The sequence below is a fragment of the Streptomyces sp. PH9007 genome, from assembly GCF_059813725.1.
This window is the reverse complement of record NZ_JBQRUY010000002.1, coordinates 102,213-119,855: the sequence shown is the minus strand read 5'-3', so window position 1 is coordinate 119,855 and position 17,643 is coordinate 102,213. Positions and strand designations below refer to the sequence as shown.

20 protein-coding genes are annotated in these 17,643 nt (G+C 72.0%); all 20 read right to left on the bottom strand.

Features of this window, described 5'->3' with window-relative positions:
* Positions 1-113: 113 nt before the first annotated feature.
* Positions 114-602 carry a hypothetical protein gene (locus tag ACTFAP_RS29535; RefSeq protein WP_500469733.1) on the bottom strand — a complete coding sequence of 163 codons (489 nt, stop codon included), beginning with the start codon at positions 600-602 and terminating at the stop codon, positions 114-116.
* Positions 603-640: 38 nt separating this feature from the next.
* Complete coding sequence (dnaN, locus tag ACTFAP_RS29530) at positions 641-1,786, bottom strand: DNA polymerase III subunit beta (RefSeq protein WP_500469732.1); 1,146 nt, start codon at positions 1,784-1,786, stop codon at positions 641-643.
* Positions 1,787-2,243: 457 nt separating this feature from the next.
* Positions 2,244-2,672 carry a hypothetical protein gene (locus ACTFAP_RS29525; protein ID WP_500469731.1) on the bottom strand — a complete coding sequence of 143 codons (429 nt, stop codon included), beginning with the start codon at positions 2,670-2,672 and terminating at the stop codon, positions 2,244-2,246.
* Between the two features lie 104 nt (positions 2,673-2,776).
* Complete coding sequence (locus ACTFAP_RS29520) at positions 2,777-3,676, bottom strand: hypothetical protein (protein WP_500469730.1); 900 nt, start codon at positions 3,674-3,676, stop codon at positions 2,777-2,779.
* A 187-nt stretch (positions 3,677-3,863) separates the two neighbouring features.
* Positions 3,864-4,199: a hypothetical protein gene (locus tag ACTFAP_RS29515; protein WP_500469729.1), complete on the bottom strand. Its 336-nt coding sequence runs from the start codon at positions 4,197-4,199 to the stop codon at positions 3,864-3,866.
* A 175-nt stretch (positions 4,200-4,374) separates the two neighbouring features.
* Entirely contained in the window at positions 4,375-5,025 is a 651-nt protein-coding gene (locus ACTFAP_RS29510) for a hypothetical protein (RefSeq protein ID WP_500469728.1), read from the bottom strand.
* Positions 5,026-5,129: 104 nt separating this feature from the next.
* Positions 5,130-5,696 carry a hypothetical protein gene (locus ACTFAP_RS29505; protein ID WP_500469726.1) on the bottom strand — a complete coding sequence of 189 codons (567 nt, stop codon included), beginning with the start codon at positions 5,694-5,696 and terminating at the stop codon, positions 5,130-5,132.
* A gap of 14 nt (positions 5,697-5,710) precedes the next feature.
* Positions 5,711-6,109 carry a Pycsar system effector family protein gene (locus ACTFAP_RS29500; protein WP_500469725.1) on the bottom strand — a complete coding sequence of 133 codons (399 nt, stop codon included), beginning with the start codon at positions 6,107-6,109 and terminating at the stop codon, positions 5,711-5,713.
* Positions 6,106-6,639: a hypothetical protein gene (locus ACTFAP_RS29495; RefSeq protein WP_500469723.1), complete on the bottom strand. Its 534-nt coding sequence runs from the start codon at positions 6,637-6,639 to the stop codon at positions 6,106-6,108. Before ACTFAP_RS29495 ends, ACTFAP_RS29500 begins: the two co-directional genes overlap by 4 nt.
* Positions 6,640-6,722: 83 nt before the next feature.
* Complete coding sequence (locus ACTFAP_RS29490) at positions 6,723-7,244, bottom strand: AAA family ATPase (protein ID WP_500469721.1); 522 nt, start codon at positions 7,242-7,244, stop codon at positions 6,723-6,725.
* Between the two features lie 262 nt (positions 7,245-7,506).
* On the bottom strand, positions 7,507-8,472 hold the full coding sequence (locus ACTFAP_RS29485) for a hypothetical protein (RefSeq protein WP_500469719.1): 966 nt from the start codon (positions 8,470-8,472) through the stop codon (positions 7,507-7,509).
* Positions 8,473-8,611: 139 nt separating this feature from the next.
* Entirely contained in the window at positions 8,612-8,788 is a 177-nt protein-coding gene (locus ACTFAP_RS29480) for a hypothetical protein (RefSeq protein WP_500469717.1), read from the bottom strand.
* A 61-nt stretch (positions 8,789-8,849) separates the two neighbouring features.
* Positions 8,850-9,398: a DUF6197 family protein gene (locus ACTFAP_RS29475; protein ID WP_500469715.1), complete on the bottom strand. Its 549-nt coding sequence runs from the start codon at positions 9,396-9,398 to the stop codon at positions 8,850-8,852.
* 59 nt (positions 9,399-9,457) lie between these two features.
* Positions 9,458-11,065, bottom strand: a complete 1,608-nt coding sequence (locus tag ACTFAP_RS29470) for a DNA/RNA helicase domain-containing protein (RefSeq protein WP_500469713.1) — start codon at positions 11,063-11,065, stop codon at positions 9,458-9,460.
* Positions 11,062-11,928, bottom strand: coding sequence for a hypothetical protein (locus ACTFAP_RS29465; protein WP_500469711.1), 867 nt, complete (start codon positions 11,926-11,928; stop codon positions 11,062-11,064). The genes ACTFAP_RS29470 and ACTFAP_RS29465 overlap by 4 nt, the downstream gene beginning before the upstream one ends.
* 74 nt (positions 11,929-12,002) lie before the next feature.
* Complete coding sequence (locus ACTFAP_RS29460; protein ID WP_500469709.1) at positions 12,003-12,671, bottom strand: hypothetical protein; 669 nt, start codon at positions 12,669-12,671, stop codon at positions 12,003-12,005.
* An 8-nt stretch (positions 12,672-12,679) separates the two neighbouring features.
* Positions 12,680-13,207: a hypothetical protein gene (locus ACTFAP_RS29455; RefSeq protein ID WP_375878411.1), complete on the bottom strand. Its 528-nt coding sequence runs from the start codon at positions 13,205-13,207 to the stop codon at positions 12,680-12,682.
* A gap of 1,854 nt (positions 13,208-15,061) precedes the next feature.
* The gene (locus ACTFAP_RS29450) at positions 15,062-15,298 is read right to left on the bottom strand and encodes a hypothetical protein (protein WP_375878410.1); all 237 of its coding nucleotides are present in this window, start codon (positions 15,296-15,298) and stop codon (positions 15,062-15,064) included.
* Positions 15,295-15,816, bottom strand: a complete 522-nt coding sequence (locus ACTFAP_RS29445) for a hypothetical protein (RefSeq protein WP_375878409.1) — start codon at positions 15,814-15,816, stop codon at positions 15,295-15,297. The genes ACTFAP_RS29450 and ACTFAP_RS29445 overlap by 4 nt, the downstream gene beginning before the upstream one ends.
* Positions 15,817-15,988: 172 nt before the next feature.
* The gene (locus tag ACTFAP_RS29440; RefSeq protein ID WP_500469707.1) at positions 15,989-17,629 is read right to left on the bottom strand and encodes a DUF2637 domain-containing protein; all 1,641 of its coding nucleotides are present in this window, start codon (positions 17,627-17,629) and stop codon (positions 15,989-15,991) included.
* Between the last annotated feature and the right edge of the window lie 14 nt (positions 17,630-17,643).

The following is a 17,643-nucleotide window of genomic DNA, read 5'->3' as shown; positions in this document are numbered from 1 at the left end:
GGCGGGCTGGGGGTGGGCGCCTGGTGCTGGCAGGCGAGGGCGCCCGGGGGTGGGCGCGGGCCCGCCGGGGGTGGCCGGCGGGCCCGCGCGGTGCTGCGCGTGGAGAAGGGGGGTCAGCTGAGGTCGAACATCGGGACGTCTCCCGGGATGGCGCCGCGGCCGGCCGCGAGGCGGGGTGCACGGCTCGTGTGGGGGGACTTCCCGGACGGGTGGGGCCCGCTGTCGCCGGCGGCGATCGCGGCCGCGCGGGCGATCAGCTCGCTGATGTCGTAGAACTCGTGGGTCTTGAAGGTGCGTTCCTCGGCCAGGGTGGTGCGCTCCCAGTCCCGGGCGCACAGGAACACGGAGGGCATGGTGTCGTCGGGGGCGTGCCAGGGGCGCGGCTGCAGGGTGAACGCGAACAGGACGCGGGGCTGGAAGCAGGCCGGGCAGGTGCCGGGGCGGGCGGTGGCGGCGCGCTGGCGGGCCCGGGCGGCTTCTTCGCGCCGCTCCTCGCGTGCGGCGCAGTCGAAGCAGATGACGAGGGGGACCTTGGTGGGGTCCAGGTCGGACAGGTCGTAGTCGCGGTGGGGGCAGGGGCTGGTGGTGATGGTGCTGGTCATGGCGGTGACCTCGTCTGTGAGTGCGGACGCTGCTGGGGTCAGGCGTTCTTCGGCGCGGGCGCGTTGTCGGGGGTCGTCTCGACGGTGCGTACCGGCATGACGACGTAGTTCAGGTCGGGGTCGTCGGTGGCGGGGACGACAAGGGCGGGCCTCTCGGGGCCCTGGAGGTGGAGGGTGACCTGGGGGGTGGTGGCTGCCTGCAGGGAGGCGAGGAGGAAGTTGGGGTTGAAGGCGACGTAGGTGTCCTCGCCCTCAACGGCGGCGTCGGTGTGGTCGTGGGCCTGCGCCTCGTCCGCGTTTCCGCCGGTCAGGTCGATGCCTTCACTGGTGCAGCGCAGGAAGACCTGGGATCCCCTGGTGATGACCAGGGAGACCCGGTTGATGGCGCCGATGAGGGCGGCCCGCTCGGCTCGCACGCTGGTGGTGGCCTCGGCGCCCGTGGGCATGATGGCCTTCCAGCGCGGGAACTTCGAGCCGTCCAGCAGGCGGGTGGTGATGGTGGACGTGCTGGTGGTGATGGCGAGCAGTTCCTGGGAGCGGGGCAGGTGCAGGGTGAGGGTCCCGGCTCCGGAGAGGGACTTGGTCAGGGTGAGCAGGTCGGTGGCCCTCACCATCGCGGGGGTGTTGGGGAGGTCGCCGGCGGGCTTCCAGGGCAGGCGGCGTACCGCGACGCGGTAGCGGTCCGTGGCGGCCAGCACCAGGTGGTCCTCGTCGACCTCGATCCGCACGCCTGCGATGAAGTCGTGCTCGGTGGAAGCCGCGGGGGCGACCTGGGCGACGGCAAGGGCGAACTCGGCGGCGTCGACCGTGCCGGACTGCTCCGGTACGGAGGGCAGCTGCGGGTATTCCTCGAGCGGCAGGGTGTGGAGGGTGTAGCGGGAGGCGCCGCATGTGATGACCGCGCGGACGCCGTCGGTGGTGAGGGTGACGGGCTGGGCCGGGAGCTGCTTGGCGATGTCGGCGAGCAGGCGGCCGGAGACGAGCAGTTCGCCGGGCTCGGTGACGTTGGCCTCGGCGTGCTGCACGGTGGAGTTGTCGTAGTCCCAGGCGGCGAGTGTGAGCGTCCCGTCGTTGGCGGTCATTTTGATGCCGGCCATCACCGGCTGGACCGGCCGCTGGGGCACGGTGCGGGAGACGGCGACGACAACCTCAGCGAATGCGGAGCGGTCGATGGTCAGGTTCATGAGGTCTCCTGGTGGTCTGAGCTTTCGGTGATGGACTCGTGAGCACGCGCGCCCGCTGGGGCACAGGGACGTCTCGTGAGGAGAAGGGGGGCGGGCGCGGGCTTCGTGACCGTTTCGGCGCGTCCGGCTGGGCAGTTAGGCGCCGGGTGCGGGCACGGCGTGGCGCCGGCCGCCGCAGTGGCGTGGCGGCTGGAGGTCTGCGGGAAGTGGCTCCGGCGCTCCGGCGTCCGGCTGCGGCCCGGAGGGAACCTGGTGGGCCAGCCCGCGCCCGGTGCCCGGGCGGCGGCCGCCGCTGTATGGCTGACCGCCCGCGACCTGGAGGCGGCGAGCGGCACGGCAGCCGCCCGGGGCGCAGGTTCCGCAGCGGGGTGGGGGAGGGGTGTTCCGGTTCCTGTGCGAAGCGGGCGCGCCCGGCCCGTGGGGGTGTGGGCGCGCCCGTCGTGTTGAGGTCGGCCGGTTAGCGGCTGGCCTGTGTTCCGGGCTTGCCGTCCGGGTTCGGGCGGCCTTGGTCGTCCACCCGGCGGTCCATCCACCGGGCGGTGAGCATGTAGCCGGGGTGGTCCCAGGTGTTGGGCACGGGCTTGCCGAAGGGGCGGATCTTGATGTGCACCGGCTGGTCGTGGATCGGCTGGTGGCCGCGCGGGGCGGCGTGGAGCAGGTGGGCTCGGCCGGATTCGATGGGGAGCGGGTACGAGCTGTCGAAGTGGGCGCGCCCGCTTCCGTCGCTGATCCACCCGCGGAGCGTGGTGTGGATGCGGCCGTCGCGGTCCGGCGCTTCGGTGGTGATCTCCCAGTCGGCGATGGTGACGTTCCCGATCTCGGCGAAGGCCAGGGTGGCGTGGTCGGTTTCGCTGATGTGGTGGTCGGCGCGGTTCCAGGGCTTCATGCGCGTCCTCTTCGGGGTGTCGGTGTCCGCGCGGGCGCGCGGAGCCAGGGGTTGTTGTGAGGGCCGGCGTGCCCAGCCCGGTGGCGGGCTGGGCACGCCGGGTGTCAGAACGGCGCGTAGTCGTCCCAGCGGCCGGTGACGGCTGCGGCGTAGGCGGGTTCCGGTGCCGGCTGCGGCTGGCCGGGGCCGGGGATGGTCTCGCCGGTGCAGCGGACCATCTCGTGGGGGTGACCGGGGTCAGGGATTCGGCCGCTGCCGCGGCAGACGCAGTCACTGAGGTGGGGGTCCTGCGGCCTACCCCGGTTGCAGTCAGCGGGCTCCACGTCGAGGGGAACGCCGTCGTCCTGCCAGACCTGGATGCTCTCGACGATTCCGGATCCCTGGCAGCCGCCGGGGCAGCGCGGGTGGTGGAAGGGGGCCTTCTCCCAGTGGGCGTACTCGGCGCGCAGCCACTCGCGGGCCTGATCCGCGCTGATGCCGCGGGTCAGCCAGTCGTGGTGGCGGACGGCGAGGGCCGCTCGCGCGGCATCGCCGGCGGCCCTGGTGTCCTCGGGGCGGGCCAGGGCGAGCAGGTCGGCGATCACCGCCCGGAGCAGCAGCACCGTCCGGCGCTGGGCGCGGCGGTAGTCGTCGTGGGCCCGGCCGGTGATGCCGGTCTGGGATTCCGCGATGCACATCTCCGTGAGCAGGCGGGGGATGTGCGGGGTGGGGGAGTAGGCCGCGGGGTCGTCCTGTGGTTCCGTCTCGGGCTCGTCCTGCCGCGTGCTGGCGCAGTCGGTGCACCGCCAGCCGGTCTGCCCCTCGGGGGCGGTGTATAGCTCCTTGTCGCAGAAGTAGCCGCCGCAGCCGTGTTCGGGGATGCCGGGGGTGTCGCCGCACAGAGCATCGAGGCCCCGGTGGATCTCCGTGATGCAGCCGGGGCGTTCACAGGGGCCCTTGACGTCGTATCCGGCGGGGATGACGAGGCCGTCTCGGCGGACGACGTCGTATCGGGCGTTGCCCATGAGGTTCTCCAGTGGGTGAGGATGGGCGCCGTGTCCACGGCGTGGGGGTCGTGGTGTGTCGCTGGGTCAGGGAGAGGTGGCCGGGGATTTGTGACCGGTCGGGCTGTCGGGGCGCGGGGGCGGCGGAGTGCCGCCGCCTGCGGCCGTGTGATCCTGGGCTGCGCCACGTGGCGGGTCGGTGGGCCCGCTACGTGGTTGAGTGGGCGGGCGGGGCCGTTGTTCCGCTCTCCTCGGTGAGCCATTTGTCGACCGGAAGGCCGAGGGCCCGGGCCGCGTAGTCGGCCTCGGGACCGAAGTCCTCGGCAGCCGGGTCGAGGAGCCCGGCGGCCAGCTCTTCGGCAGCCTCCGGGTTGTCGGCGGCGAAGGCTGCGAGTGCCATGGCCGCTGTGTAAGCGGAGGAGGCGGCGAGGCTCAAGTCGGCGGTCAGGGCCGGGTCGGGCTCGCGACGGGCGCGGCGCAGTCCGCGTACCGCCCTTTCGAGTTCGGATTCCAGCAGTTCGCGGACCGAGGGGGTGAAGGACATGGATGTCTCCGTTCGGTTCAGGGTGGGGTTGGGGGTCGCGGCCGGATCGGCGGTGTCTTCGGTGTCTGGCGGCCGGCGACCATCCGGAGGTGGTGTCCGGATGGTGGCGGGTAGTCAGCGCGACGGCCCTGCCAGCGGGGGCTGGCAGGGGCCGCGGGGTTGGGCTAGCCGCCCGCTAGATCTCGGAGTACTTGGGGGCGTCGGCGAGCCGGACCCACTCTCCTTGCGTGATGAGCTTGGATCCGCTGCTGGGGGTCGTGCTGCCGCCAATGAACGGGTGGAGCACCGGGAACCCGCCGCTCCAGCGGTCGAAATGCCGCCAGGTGCGGTCACCCGTCCGGTAGGTCGTGCCGGCTGGCACGTACTCGTCGGTCAGGTCGTACGTGCAGCCTGTGGCCGGGTCGGTCCACTCGGTGCGCCCGATCTCGTCCTCGGGGATCGGGGCGCCGTTGCTGTCGACGCGGCGGTCTGCCCAGGTGATCGTGGCCAGGTAGCCGGGGTGGTCCCAGTTGGACGGGTACGGGCGGCCCACGTGCTGGTAGTCGAGGTGGACCCGGCGGTCGGTGACGGGGCGGCGGCCGCGCAGGTCGGCGCGGACCAGGTGGGCCCGTCCGGCCTGGACCGGCTGGGTGTGCGGGTCGTCCAGGCGGCCGGAGCCGGAGCCGTTGGCCAGCCAGCCGCGCAGCGTGACGTAGACGCGGCCGTCGCGGTCAGGGGCCTTCTCAACGAGCTCCCAGTCGGCGATCACCAGGACGCCCTCGTCGAGGGCGATGGTGGCGTGGTCGGTACCGGCGATGCGGTGGTCGGTGCGCTGCAGGAACTGCATGAGGACCCCTTCGAGGTCGGTTGCGGGATGGGTCAGTGAGCGCCGGCCCCACCTGCTGGTGCTGGCGGGGGCCGGTCGGGGTGGGGTGGACAGAGCCGGGGCTGTCAGCGCCAGTCGCTGGTCGTGGTGCAGCTCTGGCGGGGCAGGGCGGTGAGGTAGGTGTAGGTGTTGCCGGACTCACTGGGCCGGTCGACGGTCACCTTCAGGACCTGCGGTTCACGCTCGGCGAGGTCGATGAGAGCGGCCTGGATCCAGTCCCCGCTGCGCTGCAGGTCGATGCGGTCGGGCAGGAAGTCGTCCAGGGTGAAGTGCCGCTCGTCGACGTAGCGCTGCAGCTCGCGGACGCGGGTGCGGACGATGGTCGCGGCCGTGGCGTCATCGGGCCGCTCGGGGACTCCCCGGGGCAGGGCCCGGCACTGCGCGGCGTGCGCGTTGGCGAGTTCGGCGGCCTTGGCTTCCCTCAGCTCCTGGTCGGTCGCGGCTTGGTAGGTGCATCCGAGGCAGCCGGCGGTGAAGAACGGGGATCCGCTGCTGTAGACGAGGACGGTGGCGCCGGCGAGCCCGAGGTACCGCTGGGTGACGGTGGTGCCTTCCGGTGTCCAGGTCTGCGGGGTGGCCTGCGGTGCCGGGGTCGGGGTCGGAGTCGGGCGGCGGCGTGGGAAGAGCCTCATGGCGTGGATTCCTGTCAGGTGGTGAGGACGGTGAGAGCGGCGAAGCCGATGGCGGCGTACAGGGTGTCGACCGCGTGCCGGACCAGCCGGTATTTGCGGTTGGCGAGGTTGCAGAGCGCGGTGAGGTGCTCGTGCGGGTCACCGTTCAGCAGCCGGTCGGCGCTGAACTTGCCGTGGGTGGAGGGCCGTACGGCGGTGAGCAGCAAGACGATCGCGAGGAGGAGAGCCGCGGAGGTGGCCGTTCCGGCGATACGCGCGAGGGGAGCGGCGGCGCCCAGGGGGTTGCCGAGCGCGAGGCCGGCGGCGCCGGCCAGCGCCAGGAGGAAGGACGCCTTGGTGTCAGCCCGGGCGCAGTGCGTCTGCATCTCGGCGATGCAGGTGGCCGGATCGGCGGCCGTGGGCGTGGCGGTCACCGGTCGGCCGGGGTGGGCTGGTGCCCGATCAGGGCGTTGTCGGCGGCGTCGAGTTTGCGGACCGCGTTGCGGACGGAGGCGGCGTCCGCGTGGTGGCCGGCGGCGTCGAGCTTGTCGGCCAGAGTGTCGAGCGTGCTGCTGGCGGTGAGCAGCGCCTCGGCCCCGTTCAGCGCCTCCAGGACGTGTACGGGGTTGGCGCCGCTGCTGAGACCGTGCTCCACGGCGCGCAGATGGTGGGCGATGGCCTGGCAGGACTTGTCGCCGTCGCGGGCGTCGGGGTCGATCAGGTCGGCGAGGGCCTCGAGGGACGTCTGGATGAGGCGATCGGCTCCGTACAGGGCCAGGGCGACGACCCACAGCTGCGGCTTGAGGAGGAGTTGGGGGTCTTGGAGGAGGACGCTGAATGCGGCGATCACGGCGACGGAAGTGAGGAAGCGGCGGACGGGGCTGCGGGCCGCGTACAGGGAGCGGCTGATGAAGCGCCGGACTTGCTCAGTCGTGCGGGGGAGGGGCGGGGCGGTTTGTGACATGGTGTCTCCGGGTCAGCAAAGGGCCGCCTGGGCTTCCAGCCCAGGCGGCCGTGAATGGTGGGTGGTTCTCCCGGTGTGGCCTGTCAGGAGCCGCAGGTCACCGCGTCGGCGGGGGAGGGGCGGCGGAGCACCAAGACGTGCAGGAACCCCTCGGCGCGGAGTTGCTCGGCGGTCGGCTTCTTACGCAGCAGGCGGTCCATGACGTCGTCGGGAACGTGCCGGGCACGACGAGCGTTTCCCGTCTTGCAGTCGTCCGCGGGCACGTCGAAGAGAAAGACGATCAGCGGCCGCCGGTACCGGATCGCGAGACGCCGGATGCGCTGCCTCACCAGACGGTCTCCATTGGTGGAGTCGATGACCGTCGGCAATCCGCGGCCCAAGCGCTCCATCAGCACGATCGTCTGGATCTTCACTGCCGCGCGGGTGGCGCTCTGGTCGGCAGGGTCACCGCTGACGGAGCGCCGCAGCGAGTCGAGGTTGATCCGCCACTCCGGATGGAAGTGCGTACGGGCGAAGGTCGACTTCCCGGCCGCCGGCGGACCCACCAGGAGGAAAACGGCATCGTCCGGCCACTGCGGGATGACGAGCTCTGAGAGCCGGTCCACCTCACCGTCGGGTACGGGAAACACATCCGGCTGGCCTTCGGTGGTGGCCGCTGTGGGCTGGGACGGCGGAGCTCCCCGTGGAGGTACGGGCGGAGCAGAGCCGCTGGCTCGCGGGGGATAGGTGGTCACGAGGGCGCCCTTCTGGCGTGGGGTGGAGTTCTTGGCCGCCGCCTGCTGTGGGCGGGCGGCGGCCCGGGGATGTGGATCGGTGCGGCGCTTTGTCCACCGCGGCACTGCGCGCGTCGGCGGGGAGAAGCCGGTGTCAGCTCCCGTCCGGCCCGTAGCGCCAGGCGACGTGGGCAGCGGCGACGAGCAGTTCCTGGACCTGCTCCCGAGTACGTCCCTCGGCCCTGGCCCAGGCGCAGGAGTCGATCCGGGTGGCGCTGGCCGCACGGTGCTGGAGCATCAGGCTGGTCAGGCGGAGAGCGACTTCCTGGGCGGCCCAGTCCTTGCGCGTGTCGTGGGCCCGTAGTACCGAGCGGAGTGTGTCCTCCCGGTTCCAGCCGTGGGCCGCGACCGCCCTGGCCGCCGCCGCCAGCGGCTGGTTGACCCGCTGGCCGGGCACGTGGCTCCACACACCGCTGACCGGCGCGATGTGCTCCAGGTCGGGCAGGCGCCGCCAGGCACCGTCTTCGCCGGTCGGCCCGTACTCGCGGGCCAGTGCGGCGGCGGCGGCCAGGAGGTCGTGGACCTGCGCAGGGGTCCGCCCGGTGCGCCCTTCCCAGTCCCGCAGGCTCGGGTGGTCGGCGCCCGTGCGGGCCCGCAGTACGGCCTGGACACAGCGCTGCGCGACGGTCACCGTGTCCCGGTCGCTGTGCTCGGAGGAGCCGAGCCGGTGCAGGGCGATCCACGCGGTGTCCGGTGCGGGGAGTTCGCCCTCCTTGCGCATCCAGCGCAGGGCCGCGCGGAGAATGTCCCTGATCGAGGAGCTCTCGTTGACGGCGTCCAGAGGGTGAGCGGCGTCGCCGTCGGCCGCGCGACGACGGCCCCCGGTCCACGAACGCTCGACATCGCTGAGCACCATGGCGAGAGCCGCCGCTACGCCCTCGCCGGTGACGTGGAGCCCGGAGCTGCCCCGCCAGGCCCGGTCGGGGTAGAAGTCGCCGAAGCTGTTGGTCGCGAGCAGTGCGGCGGCGGCGCCGAGGTCCTTGCCTCGGTGGGAGAGGGCTGTGCTGGCGGTGGGCTGGTCGGGGATCTCGTTGAGAGCGGTGTCGGAGGTCGCGTTCATGTGCTGCTCCTTGTTGCTGGTGGCGGGTTGCTGGATGTGCGGGCCCGTCGGCCGGGGCCGCTGGTGCAAGCGCGGGCCGGGCGGTCCTGGTGGGGCCGCCCGGCCGGGGGTGCTGTGGGTGGGCCGAACGGCCCGGTGTTCAGCTGTTGTCGTGGAAGTGCTGGCCGCCGGTGATGGTGGTGCCGGGGCCGTTCGCGAAACCGCGGTGAGCGGTGACGGTGACGGTGATGTTGTTGGCCTGCGTGATCGAGTCGGTGTTGGTCTGGCCGGACACCGTGTTCTCGGTGTGCTCCTGGGGCTGGTTGTCGGTCGGCATGTTGGTCTCCTGTCTGGCGGGTGGAGCGGGCCGGTTGAGGCTGGCTTGCTGGGCGAGTGGGTCAGATGGCGTGTGCGTCGGCGATCAGCGCGGCGCGTTTGAGTAGTTGGACTGCGTTGTCGGTATCCCGCACGCGGTGGTCGTTCGCTGCGGGGACGGATTCGATGTCGGGGCCGAAAGCGCGGCGGATGGCCTCCAGCAGCACGGTGAGCGCGTCGCCCTCGAGTGCTTGGTGGCCGGCGGCCTCGGCGTGGACTGCGCCGTAGAGACAGGTGGCGCCCGAGGTGTCTCGGGTGGCGCCGCGGCACCATCCGCCTGTCTCCAGACGCACAGCGGCACGCTGGAGGAGGGCGGCCACGGGGGTGGGGTACAGGTCGGGCGGTGCGTTGAAGCGGCGGGTGGCGTAGGCGGTCAGGGCCTCGGTGCTCACTTCGGCTGGCCGGGTCTCGGGGTGGGCGGTGTCGACGGCGAGCCGGGTGTGTGCCAGTTCGAGGCGGAGGGTCATCGCGGCGTCTGTGAGGGCGAGGCGGGCGTCGAGGTCCAGCTCTCGCTGACCTGGCTGGGTGGGGCTGGGTGCTGGGGCGGTGGTCGGGGTGTGGGTTGTGGTCATGGCGGGGGTGCTCCCGGGGCGGGCGTGGGCGGCCCGCCCCGGAGTGGGTGGCGGGTGGTTCAGGGGAGTTGGTAGCGGCCTCGGGCGGGGGAGGTGATCTTGTTCGCCCGGACCAGTTCGGAGAGGACGGTGTTCACGCGGGACACCGAGATGCGGCGTCCTCCGTCGTTCTCCAGGGCGGTGATGATGTCCTGCTTGTCGAGTGGTCCTCCTTGCAGCGCGGTGGCGATCCGGGCGGCAGCGGTCTGCGGGGCGGGTTCTTCTTCCAGCAGCGGGGGCACCGGCGGGGTGACGCTCTCCTGCGGTGCTGGCATGGCTTCAGCCGCCGGCGGCGAGAACGTGTCGGCCGCCTCGGCTGCCTCGTCGTCGAGCGGGGTGATGGTGTAGCTGCTGTCGGCGGTCCGTACGAGGTGCTGGGCTGCGGCCTGGAGCGCCTGGTCCTTGCCCAGTCCGCGCTGCTCGGTCATGAGGTTGGCGGCCAGCACGGGCAGGCTGGCCGCGATTTCGTCGATGGCCCCTTCTGTGCGGGCGAGCTTGTACCAGTCGGTGAGTTCGGGCGCGTGCTGGTGGAGACGGGCCGGTTCGCCCGTGCCGTAGAGCGCGAGGATCTCGGGGTCCATGCCGTCGACCTCGCCGAGGGAGCCGACGCGGCTGAAGCGCATGAGGGAGTTGGGCCGGGGGCCGCCGAGGAGGTAGGCCATTCCGCCGGTGCTGGCCCCGGTGGGGCGGGCGTTGCTGCGGTCGAAGCGGCTGATGAGCTGGCGGTTGCCGAACTGGCGGGGGATCGGGACGAGGTGCGCGTCTCCTGGGAGGAGGCCGTCGGAAACGAGGCTGGCCATGACGCCGGAGGACCAGCGGAGCAGGACGGTGTCGCCCTCGCGGAGCATGGACCGCAGGGTGTCGCTTCCGCCCAGTTCTTCGACGTGTGCGGCCTGTCCGGAGATGGAGATGCCTTCGCCGACGGAACGGCCGGCGCGGCCGATCTCGCTGATGTAGTGGGCGCCGCAGTTGCGGTAGGGGCAGACCGGGCCGAGCAGACGGTTCACTTCATCGATCCGGAGGGAGAGCAGCGGATCGGGGCGGTTGATGACGAACGCGGAGCGGCCCATCTCGGCGTAGCGGCGCATCCGGTCCTCGGCGTCCCACAGGCCCGCCTGGAGCAGGAGGATGGCCCCTTCGGGGGTGGTGACGCGGACGTCGACCTGGCCCCGGGCTTCGGGGACGGACTGGCCGCCCTGCTTCAGGTCAGCGAGCCAGGAGACGATGCCCGAGCGCTTCTCCGCCGCGAGCAGGAGGTGCAGCACCCGTGATTTTCCGGCGCCCGTGGTTCCGAAGATCGCGGCTCTCTGGGCGCCGGATCCTGGGACGTAGAGCCTCATGCGGGCTGGTTCGCCGTCGTGGTAGCGGCCGACGGTGATGTAGCCGTCGTTGTCCATCACCAGGTCGGCAGGCCGGACCTCGGGGAGGTTCTCCAGCGGTGGGCGCCGGTAGACGGTGAGCAGTGCCCCGCCGGCGCCGTCGGTCTCGACCATGACGCACGCTGGGTCGGTGACACCGTACGGGCGGAGTGCGGACACGAGGTTCGCGTGGTTGTACTGCACGAGTTGCCCGGGTGGGACGGCGAGGGCGATCTCGATGAACTCGGGGACCTCAGTGCTGCGGTTCACATGTTCTCCAGGGGCACTTCGTTGCCGTTGGCGTCTCCGGCCCGGATCTGCACGACGGTCGTGCCGGGCATGGCGGCGGGGGCGATGTTCCGGGCCCACAGCTCCTCGAAGCTCTGTGGTCCGGATGTGCCGACCGTGATGCGGCGGCGGCCGGACCCGGATCCGGGGACGGGGCCGATCGCGATGAGCTCTTCGGGGATGTCCGTCAGCGCGGACAGCTTCGGGACGTTCACCTGGCCCACGGGCTGGCCTGGCGCGCCGAGGATGTGCGCGGACCACTGTCTGGGGCCGCTCACCGAGATGTTGTCCAGGCGGGTTCCGGGCGCCGGGCCGCCGGTGGCGGCGACGTGGACTTCCCAGAAGGAGGCGAGCCGCAGGGACATCGGCCCGGTGGTGATGACGGCCGGCATGTGGTCGTCGTCGTCCTCCTCGGGTTGCATCACCTCGTACACGGCGTCGAGCTCGGGAAGGTTCTCGGCGGGCGGGGTGTGCAGGTCCCTGGCCCAGGCGGAGGGCCGGACCTTGAGAACGATGCCGGTCCAGGCGGCTGTGGCTGCGAACTCCCACCAGTGCGTGCCGGGTACGGCGTATCCGGCGGCCAGCTGGGCGCCGAGGGTGATGCCGGGGGAGAGGTAGAGCGCTTTGAGGAACTTCCCGGGCGGGTCGTCCTTGCGGGCGCCGACGAAGACGGTGTAGCCGACGGCTACGGCGCCGGCGGTGACGGGGAGGGTGAGGGCGAGGGAGGGGGCGCCGAGGGTGCTGGCGGCGAGTGCGGCGGCGCCGGCGAAGGTGCCGACCCGGCCTGCCGTGTTGCGGGCGGTACGGGCGGCGCCCCGCACCCGGTCGCTGCTGGGCAGGTACATGAGGTGGGTCTCCTGGATACGGCGACGGGGCGGCCCTCATCGGGCCGCCCCGTGGTGAACGGGTGTCAGGGTGGTTATCGGTTGCGGTAGAAGCTGCGGTCTGCCATCTCCACGGTCATGGCCTGCGCCACTTGGACAACGGGGCCGTAGTCCCGCGCGTGGTCGGCGCGGGCCTGGTCGAACATCAGGGCCAGGTCGTCCGTCTTGGCGGCCAGATCGTCGGAGAGCTTCAGCGCGTTGCGCATGATGTTGGCGGCCTGCCGGTGCTCGGCGAGCGTGTCCGAGTCGACCCTCAGGTTGGCTGCGAGGTCGGCCTGGTTGTCGACGCTCTGCGCGCAGTCGGTGATGTAGGAGTAGGTGTCCCTCACGCGGTTACCGGCTCGGTGGAGCGCGATGGCGGCGAGGGCGAGTTTGGCGAGGACGCCGCTGTAGCGCACCGTGTCGCTGATGGCGCCGATGACGCCGCCGGCGCTGCTGACGGCGGGGGCTGCGCCTACTGGGGAGGGAAGGTTGTGGGGCAGGGGCAGGGAGGTGCTGTCACCGGAGAGCGACGGCGGTACGCCGGGCGGGGTGGGGGGCGGCGGCGGGGTGTTGCTGCCGAGGAACCACTTCAGTACGGCGTCCTGCTGAGGCGGCGACGGCGCCGGCGAGGCGGCGGGTGCCGGGGGAGCGGCGGTTTCCCGCCGGGCCGGAACGGGTGGGCTGAGGTGTCCGCGGCTGACGGCGGGGAGATTGTCGGGCATGTGGCTCCTTACTCCTTGTGGTAGGGCGCTTCGGCGGGTGCGGAGTGGCCGAGGTCGCGGACGGTGTCGGCCAGCTGCTGGTGCCGGTCGGCGGCGCGGTTCCCCGCGGTGGCGATGGCTTCGGAGGCTTGGGGGAGTTGCTCGGCCAGCGCGAGGGCGAGCTTGCTGATCTCGTCGGCGCGTTCGCGCAGACGGATCGTCCACCCGTACAGGGAGCCGGGGATCTTGGTCTGGGTGACGAAGGCCAGCAGCTGGTCCATGAGGGCTGCGAACGCCTGGGTGGCTTCGGCGTCCGCCCGGGCCACCGCGACGCGTTCGAGGATCTCCTCGGCGGTGTCGAGGTCCGATTCGACGAGGTCGTAGATCGTCAGGTCCCCGTCGGCCGCGTAGAGGGGATTGGCCGCGAACATCGCGCTCGCCGGTGCGGTGGTTGCTGCGCCGGTGCTTGCTGCCGCAGTGGTGGTGGCCGTGGTCTTGGTGAGGGTGACGGACACCGTCTCCGTGGTGGTCGCCGCGGGCTGGCTGTCCTGCGCCATGGGGGGGTCCTTTCGTGCGGGGCCGCTGTTCCCCGTCGCGGGCGACGGCGGTGCGATGGCGCCCGCGCTCTGCGGGGGCGGTGGGTCCGGCTTGATCCGGGTGAGGTGCACGGTCATCGGCTGGTTCATGCCGTTCATGCCGGGCGGTGGCCGCATCGGCCCGTGTCCCGCCCATGGGCCGCTTCCGCCTGGCCCGGGTCCCCAGCCCGGTCCGGGCGGAGACCGGAACGCCGATCCGCCGGTGCCGCCGTGCGGGCCCCAGCCACTGCCCCCCGCCGGGCCGCTGTTGCCGCCGTGCGGGCCGGAGCCGCTGCCGGTCATCATGGATCCGGTCTGCATCCGCCACAGCAGACGGTCCCACCAGGCTCGGTAGGCACGGCCGGCGCGCTTGCTGTTGCCCCACTGCTGGCTGCTGACGCGACGTGTGGTGTTCCATCGCCGTCGCTGCCGCGCCTGCCACCGCAGCCGGGCGACCCGGCGGGCCTCCCGCTCCGCTTCCCGGTTTCGCCTGGCCGCGTTCCGTGCTGCGCGAAGCCGAACCCGTGAGGCGGTGTCGGCCTCCAGGTTTTCGGCTCGACGGTCCCGCGATTCGCTCCGGCCCTCCCGGCGGGCACGTCGCGCTGCCTGGGCTGCCAGGCCGGGCAGCTTCCCCAGCCAGTTCACCTCGTCCCCCTTGTTGTTCCTCCTGGGCTGTTTCGGGTCGAACCAGGTGTCGCCGTGGGACCCGCGGCTGCGTTTCGGCGTCGCCCAGTTCTCTTTCGGTGCCGCCCCGTCCCCTTTCGCTCCCGGGCCACCGGGATTCGTCGATGGGTGGTTGTGCCGCGGGCCCATCGGGCCGCGCGGCGCCCGGCGTCGGTCCAGCCCGCCGCTTCGCGAGCCGAACGGGTCCTCCTGGGTGCCGCCGCGGTGTTGCTGTTTCGTCTGCGGGTGCGGAGTGTTTCGGGTCCGGGGGTTCTCTTTCGCGAACGACCCCGGGTCGTTTCGGGACGAGCGGAGGGGGTCCCGGTGCCCGGGTCGACGGAGGGGGTCGTGGCCGCTCTGCCCGTGCCCTTGGAGAGGTCCCCCGCTCCCGCTGTTTCGCTTCGGCCGGTCGCCTGAGGACCACCCGTTGCCGCGGCCTTGGCCCTGCTGATTCCCAGCGGGCCACAGCCGCCCCGAACGGTGATCGCCAAGGCCGCTGCTGCGCCCGGATCCTGCGGTGCCGCCGCCGGCTCCGGTCGCCCATTGCGCTGAGGGCCGGGACGCGCTGTTGCCGGACGCCGCCGCAGACCGGGCCGCCTGGTGGTGCTCGGGCCGGGTGTTGCCCCGGTCCAGGAGAGCGGCGGCGCCCCGGCTGGCCGCGACAGCGATGCCCGCGAACGCCAAGACGCCGAGTGCGGCAGCTCCGCCAAGACCCAGCCGTTCGCCGCGGCCGTCGGAGCCTGCACCGTCCAGGCCCGGGTCCTCGTCGGCGGGACCGCCGTTCAGAGGGACGACAGGCGGGAGCCGGAGGCCGGGCGGAGGTTCCATGCGCAGGGGTGCCAGGGAGGGGAACCCGGTGGAGCCGCCGTCCTCGCCCTGGCGCACGTGCGCGTCGGGCGAGATCGCGGCCGGGGAGTCCGGTGGATCGGGATCGGAGGTGTCGGGCGGCTCCGGCTCGGGAGGCCGCAGTCCGACCACGGGCAGGTGCAGCACCTTCCCGTGGTCGTTCCCGTCCTCGTGCTCGCCGTCATGGGACATGAGAATCCCCCTTCAAGGAGTTGACAATGTGTTACGTCGAATGAGATCCTCGCGCGCGCGCGTCGCGCGCGCGCCTTGGGTGGGCGGCAACCCCGGGCCCGGCCCCCGGCAACAACAACCGGCAACAACAACAAGTCACTGATTGTGGCTGCGGCTCCAGGTGTGGAGCGTCTCGGCCAGGTCCGCCCACACCGGGGAATGCGGGTCGCCGCCCGACTTCTGCGTGGCCACCGCGCGGGCGTAGTCGGCCATTACGGAGGCCACCTCCTGCTGGCTCCCGGCGGTCTTCTGGCGGCCGTTGTAGAAGGCGGCGATGTTCGCCTGCCGCTTCTCACGTGCACGCCGCTCGGCGGGTGTGAGTTCCTCGCTCATCCGCTCTTCCGCATCAGCTCGGAGAACGGGGTGCTGCCCGGCCCGGCCCCGTCGCCTTCCCTGCGGGCGGGAAGCGGCTGTCCGGAGGCTGCGGCGGCCACTCTGCCGGTGACACCACCGGGCAGTTGCTCGGCAGCGCCGCCCCGGTCGAGCATCCGGCGCTTCTTGGCCTTCCTGCGGAGCGCTCGCTCCGCCCTGGCCTGCGGCAGCTCGATCCGGACCTTTCGGTGCCCCGCCTCCAGCCGCTTGGCCGCCTTGACGATGGCCTGCGCGTGGCGCTCCATCTCCTTCAGGCCGCTCGCGAGCTGGCGCGCGTGAAGGTTCGTCATCGGCCAGCGGTCACCGGCGGCCGGGTCGGCCAGGTAGTCGTCGCGGACCTCCGTGGCCAGGGTGCGGAAGTCCTGGGCGTACAGGCGGAACATCATTCGCAGCTGCTCGCTGTAGGCGCGGACTCCGTCCTCGGTGAGCAGGTGGTCGGAAGTCCAGCGGGGCTCTTCCTCGGTCGTCTTTGCGGTCATCGCTGATCTCCTCGTGAAGGTGTGGGGCCTGGGTGCGTGGGTTACGGGGGCTGGCGGCCCCACAACCGCGCCCGACCGCAAGGGGGGTGGCCGGGAACGGCAGCGGCAGCGCCAGCTGTCGGTGCGTGCTGGATCGCCGGGTCACGGTGGTGGCCGGCGATCCAGCACGGGGTCACTCCTGCTCGCCGCCCTGGGTGGCGGCGGGGCTGGTGAACGGGTTCTCGCCGTCAAGGAGGGCCTTCGCGGCCTCCGTCCGGTACTTCCAGGCGGTGTCCGTCGAGGAGACGTTCAGCGCCTTACGGATGTCGTCGAGCGGTACGTCATCAACGACACCGTCAGCGTTCAGAATCATCCGCATCACCTTGCGGCGGTTGCGCTCGCGGGTGGAGAGCTTGGCGAGTTCCTCCAGCTCACGGGCCTGCTGCTCAGCCTCGGCAGCGGCCAGCCGCTTCTTGGCGGCCTCCTTCGCCAGGGCCTGCGTCCGGTCCTCGTCCTCGGCCTGTTCCCGGGCCAGCCTGGCCGCATCGGCCTCGCGGGCCGCCACAGCGTGGGCCTCATCAGCCAGGCGGCGGCGCTCCTCGAGCTGCGCCCGCTCCTTCTCGATGACGGCCGGCGCCAGCTCGGTGGCCTCCTTGCGGGCCCGCAGGGCCTCCAGATCAGCTTCGGCGGCTGCCTGGCGGGCCCTGGCTGTTTCCTCGGTCTCCAGAGCCTCAGCCTCGCGCTCGGCCGCTCGCTGGGCGGCTGTGGCGCGGGTTGTGGCCCGGTTGTGCGCTTCGGCGATGGCCGCCTTGGTCTCCTGCTCGGCCACCCCTTCCGCGGCCTCGGCCTCCCCCTTGAGGATCGCCTTCTCCTTGCGCCGCTCCAGGGCCTCCATGGTGGCGGCGTGCTGCCGGTTCATGGCCTTGCGGGCCAGCTCTCCCGGCAGGGCCAGGGCCTGGTCGACGGTGTATCCGAGCTTGGCCATGGTCATGGGCAGCTTCTCTTCTTCGGTGGCCTTGCCCAGGTCGCCGTCGTACTTCTTGCGCAGCCAGGTCTCGTAGCCGCGCAGGTCCTGGTCGCGCTTCTGCATCTCGCTGAACGAGTGGATGCCCCGCAACCGCATCTGCCGGTACATCTTCCCGCTGCTGCTCGGGTCGAGGAGCCAGCGGTGGAGGGGGATCCGGTCGGCTTTCACCTTGGGCGGCTTGGGCGGCTTGGGCCGCAGGATGCGGTCGATGGCGTGGCGGCCGATCTCCACCACCACGATGAACAGGACCGGCACGACACCGTGGGCGCCGGCCGCGACATAGTCCATCAGCTCCCAGGCGCGGCCCTGGGGCGAGGCGGAGGCGGAGTTGAGGACGACCGTGACGCCGGTGAGCAGCCACACCGGGTAGCGGATCCAGTGGATCGGCCGCTGGAGCCAGGCCATGACGAGGTCGACGCCGATCAGGACGAGGATGCCGGCATCGACGCCGATCGTGAACAGCCTCGCGTTGGTGAGGTTGCCGTCGGCGCCGAAATGGAGTCGCTCGTAGGCGAAATGGGCGACGTGGTCGAAGCTGAGGTAGAGGCCGATGGCTGCGACTGCAAATGATCCGAGGACGATTCCGGCGATGGCCCATGCCTGGCTTTTGGTCAGCCGCAGACGTGCGTTGGGCTGAGGCGAAACGCTCTCGGCTGTCCCCGAAACGTCGCCGGGCTCAGGCGAAACCGCGGTCGGCTCGGGCGAAACGGTGGTCGGCGGAGGAGGGTGCTCCTTCTCTCTCAGGTCCCCGCTGGGGGGCATCGGGTCCGTCGACCGGCGCTTGAGAGGCAGTTGCGTGAGTGCCATGGGGGTGCTCCTGG

Coding starts and splice junctions, on each gene's coding strand:
- ACTFAP_RS29535 (WP_500469733.1), bottom strand. CDS start 602: ATGACCAGCACCATCACCACCAGCCCCTGCCCCCACCGCGACTACGAC.
- dnaN (WP_500469732.1), bottom strand. CDS start 1,786: ATGAACCTGACCATCGACCGCTCCGCATTCGCTGAGGTTGTCGTCGCC.
- ACTFAP_RS29525 (WP_500469731.1), bottom strand. CDS start 2,672: ATGAAGCCCTGGAACCGCGCCGACCACCACATCAGCGAAACCGACCAC.
- ACTFAP_RS29520 (WP_500469730.1), bottom strand. CDS start 3,676: ATGGGCAACGCCCGATACGACGTCGTCCGCCGAGACGGCCTCGTCATC.
- ACTFAP_RS29515 (WP_500469729.1), bottom strand. CDS start 4,199: ATGTCCTTCACCCCCTCGGTCCGCGAACTGCTGGAATCCGAACTCGAA.
- ACTFAP_RS29510 (WP_500469728.1), bottom strand. CDS start 5,025: ATGCAGTTCCTGCAGCGCACCGACCACCGCATCGCCGGTACCGACCAC.
- ACTFAP_RS29505 (WP_500469726.1), bottom strand. CDS start 5,696: ATGAGGCTCTTCCCACGCCGCCGCCCGACTCCGACCCCGACCCCGGCA.
- ACTFAP_RS29495 (WP_500469723.1), bottom strand. CDS start 6,639: ATGTCACAAACCGCCCCGCCCCTCCCCCGCACGACTGAGCAAGTCCGG.
- ACTFAP_RS29485 (WP_500469719.1), bottom strand. CDS start 8,472: ATGAACGCGACCTCCGACACCGCTCTCAACGAGATCCCCGACCAGCCC.
- ACTFAP_RS29480 (WP_500469717.1), bottom strand. CDS start 8,788: ATGCCGACCGACAACCAGCCCCAGGAGCACACCGAGAACACGGTGTCC.
- ACTFAP_RS29475 (WP_500469715.1), bottom strand. CDS start 9,398: ATGACCACAACCCACACCCCGACCACCGCCCCAGCACCCAGCCCCACC.
- ACTFAP_RS29465 (WP_500469711.1), bottom strand. CDS start 11,928: ATGTACCTGCCCAGCAGCGACCGGGTGCGGGGCGCCGCCCGTACCGCC.
- ACTFAP_RS29460 (WP_500469709.1), bottom strand. CDS start 12,671: ATGCCCGACAATCTCCCCGCCGTCAGCCGCGGACACCTCAGCCCACCC.
- ACTFAP_RS29455 (WP_375878411.1), bottom strand. CDS start 13,207: ATGGCGCAGGACAGCCAGCCCGCGGCGACCACCACGGAGACGGTGTCC.
- ACTFAP_RS29450 (WP_375878410.1), bottom strand. CDS start 15,298: ATGAGCGAGGAACTCACACCCGCCGAGCGGCGTGCACGTGAGAAGCGG.
- ACTFAP_RS29445 (WP_375878409.1), bottom strand. CDS start 15,816: ATGACCGCAAAGACGACCGAGGAAGAGCCCCGCTGGACTTCCGACCAC.
- ACTFAP_RS29440 (WP_500469707.1), bottom strand. CDS start 17,629: ATGGCACTCACGCAACTGCCTCTCAAGCGCCGGTCGACGGACCCGATG.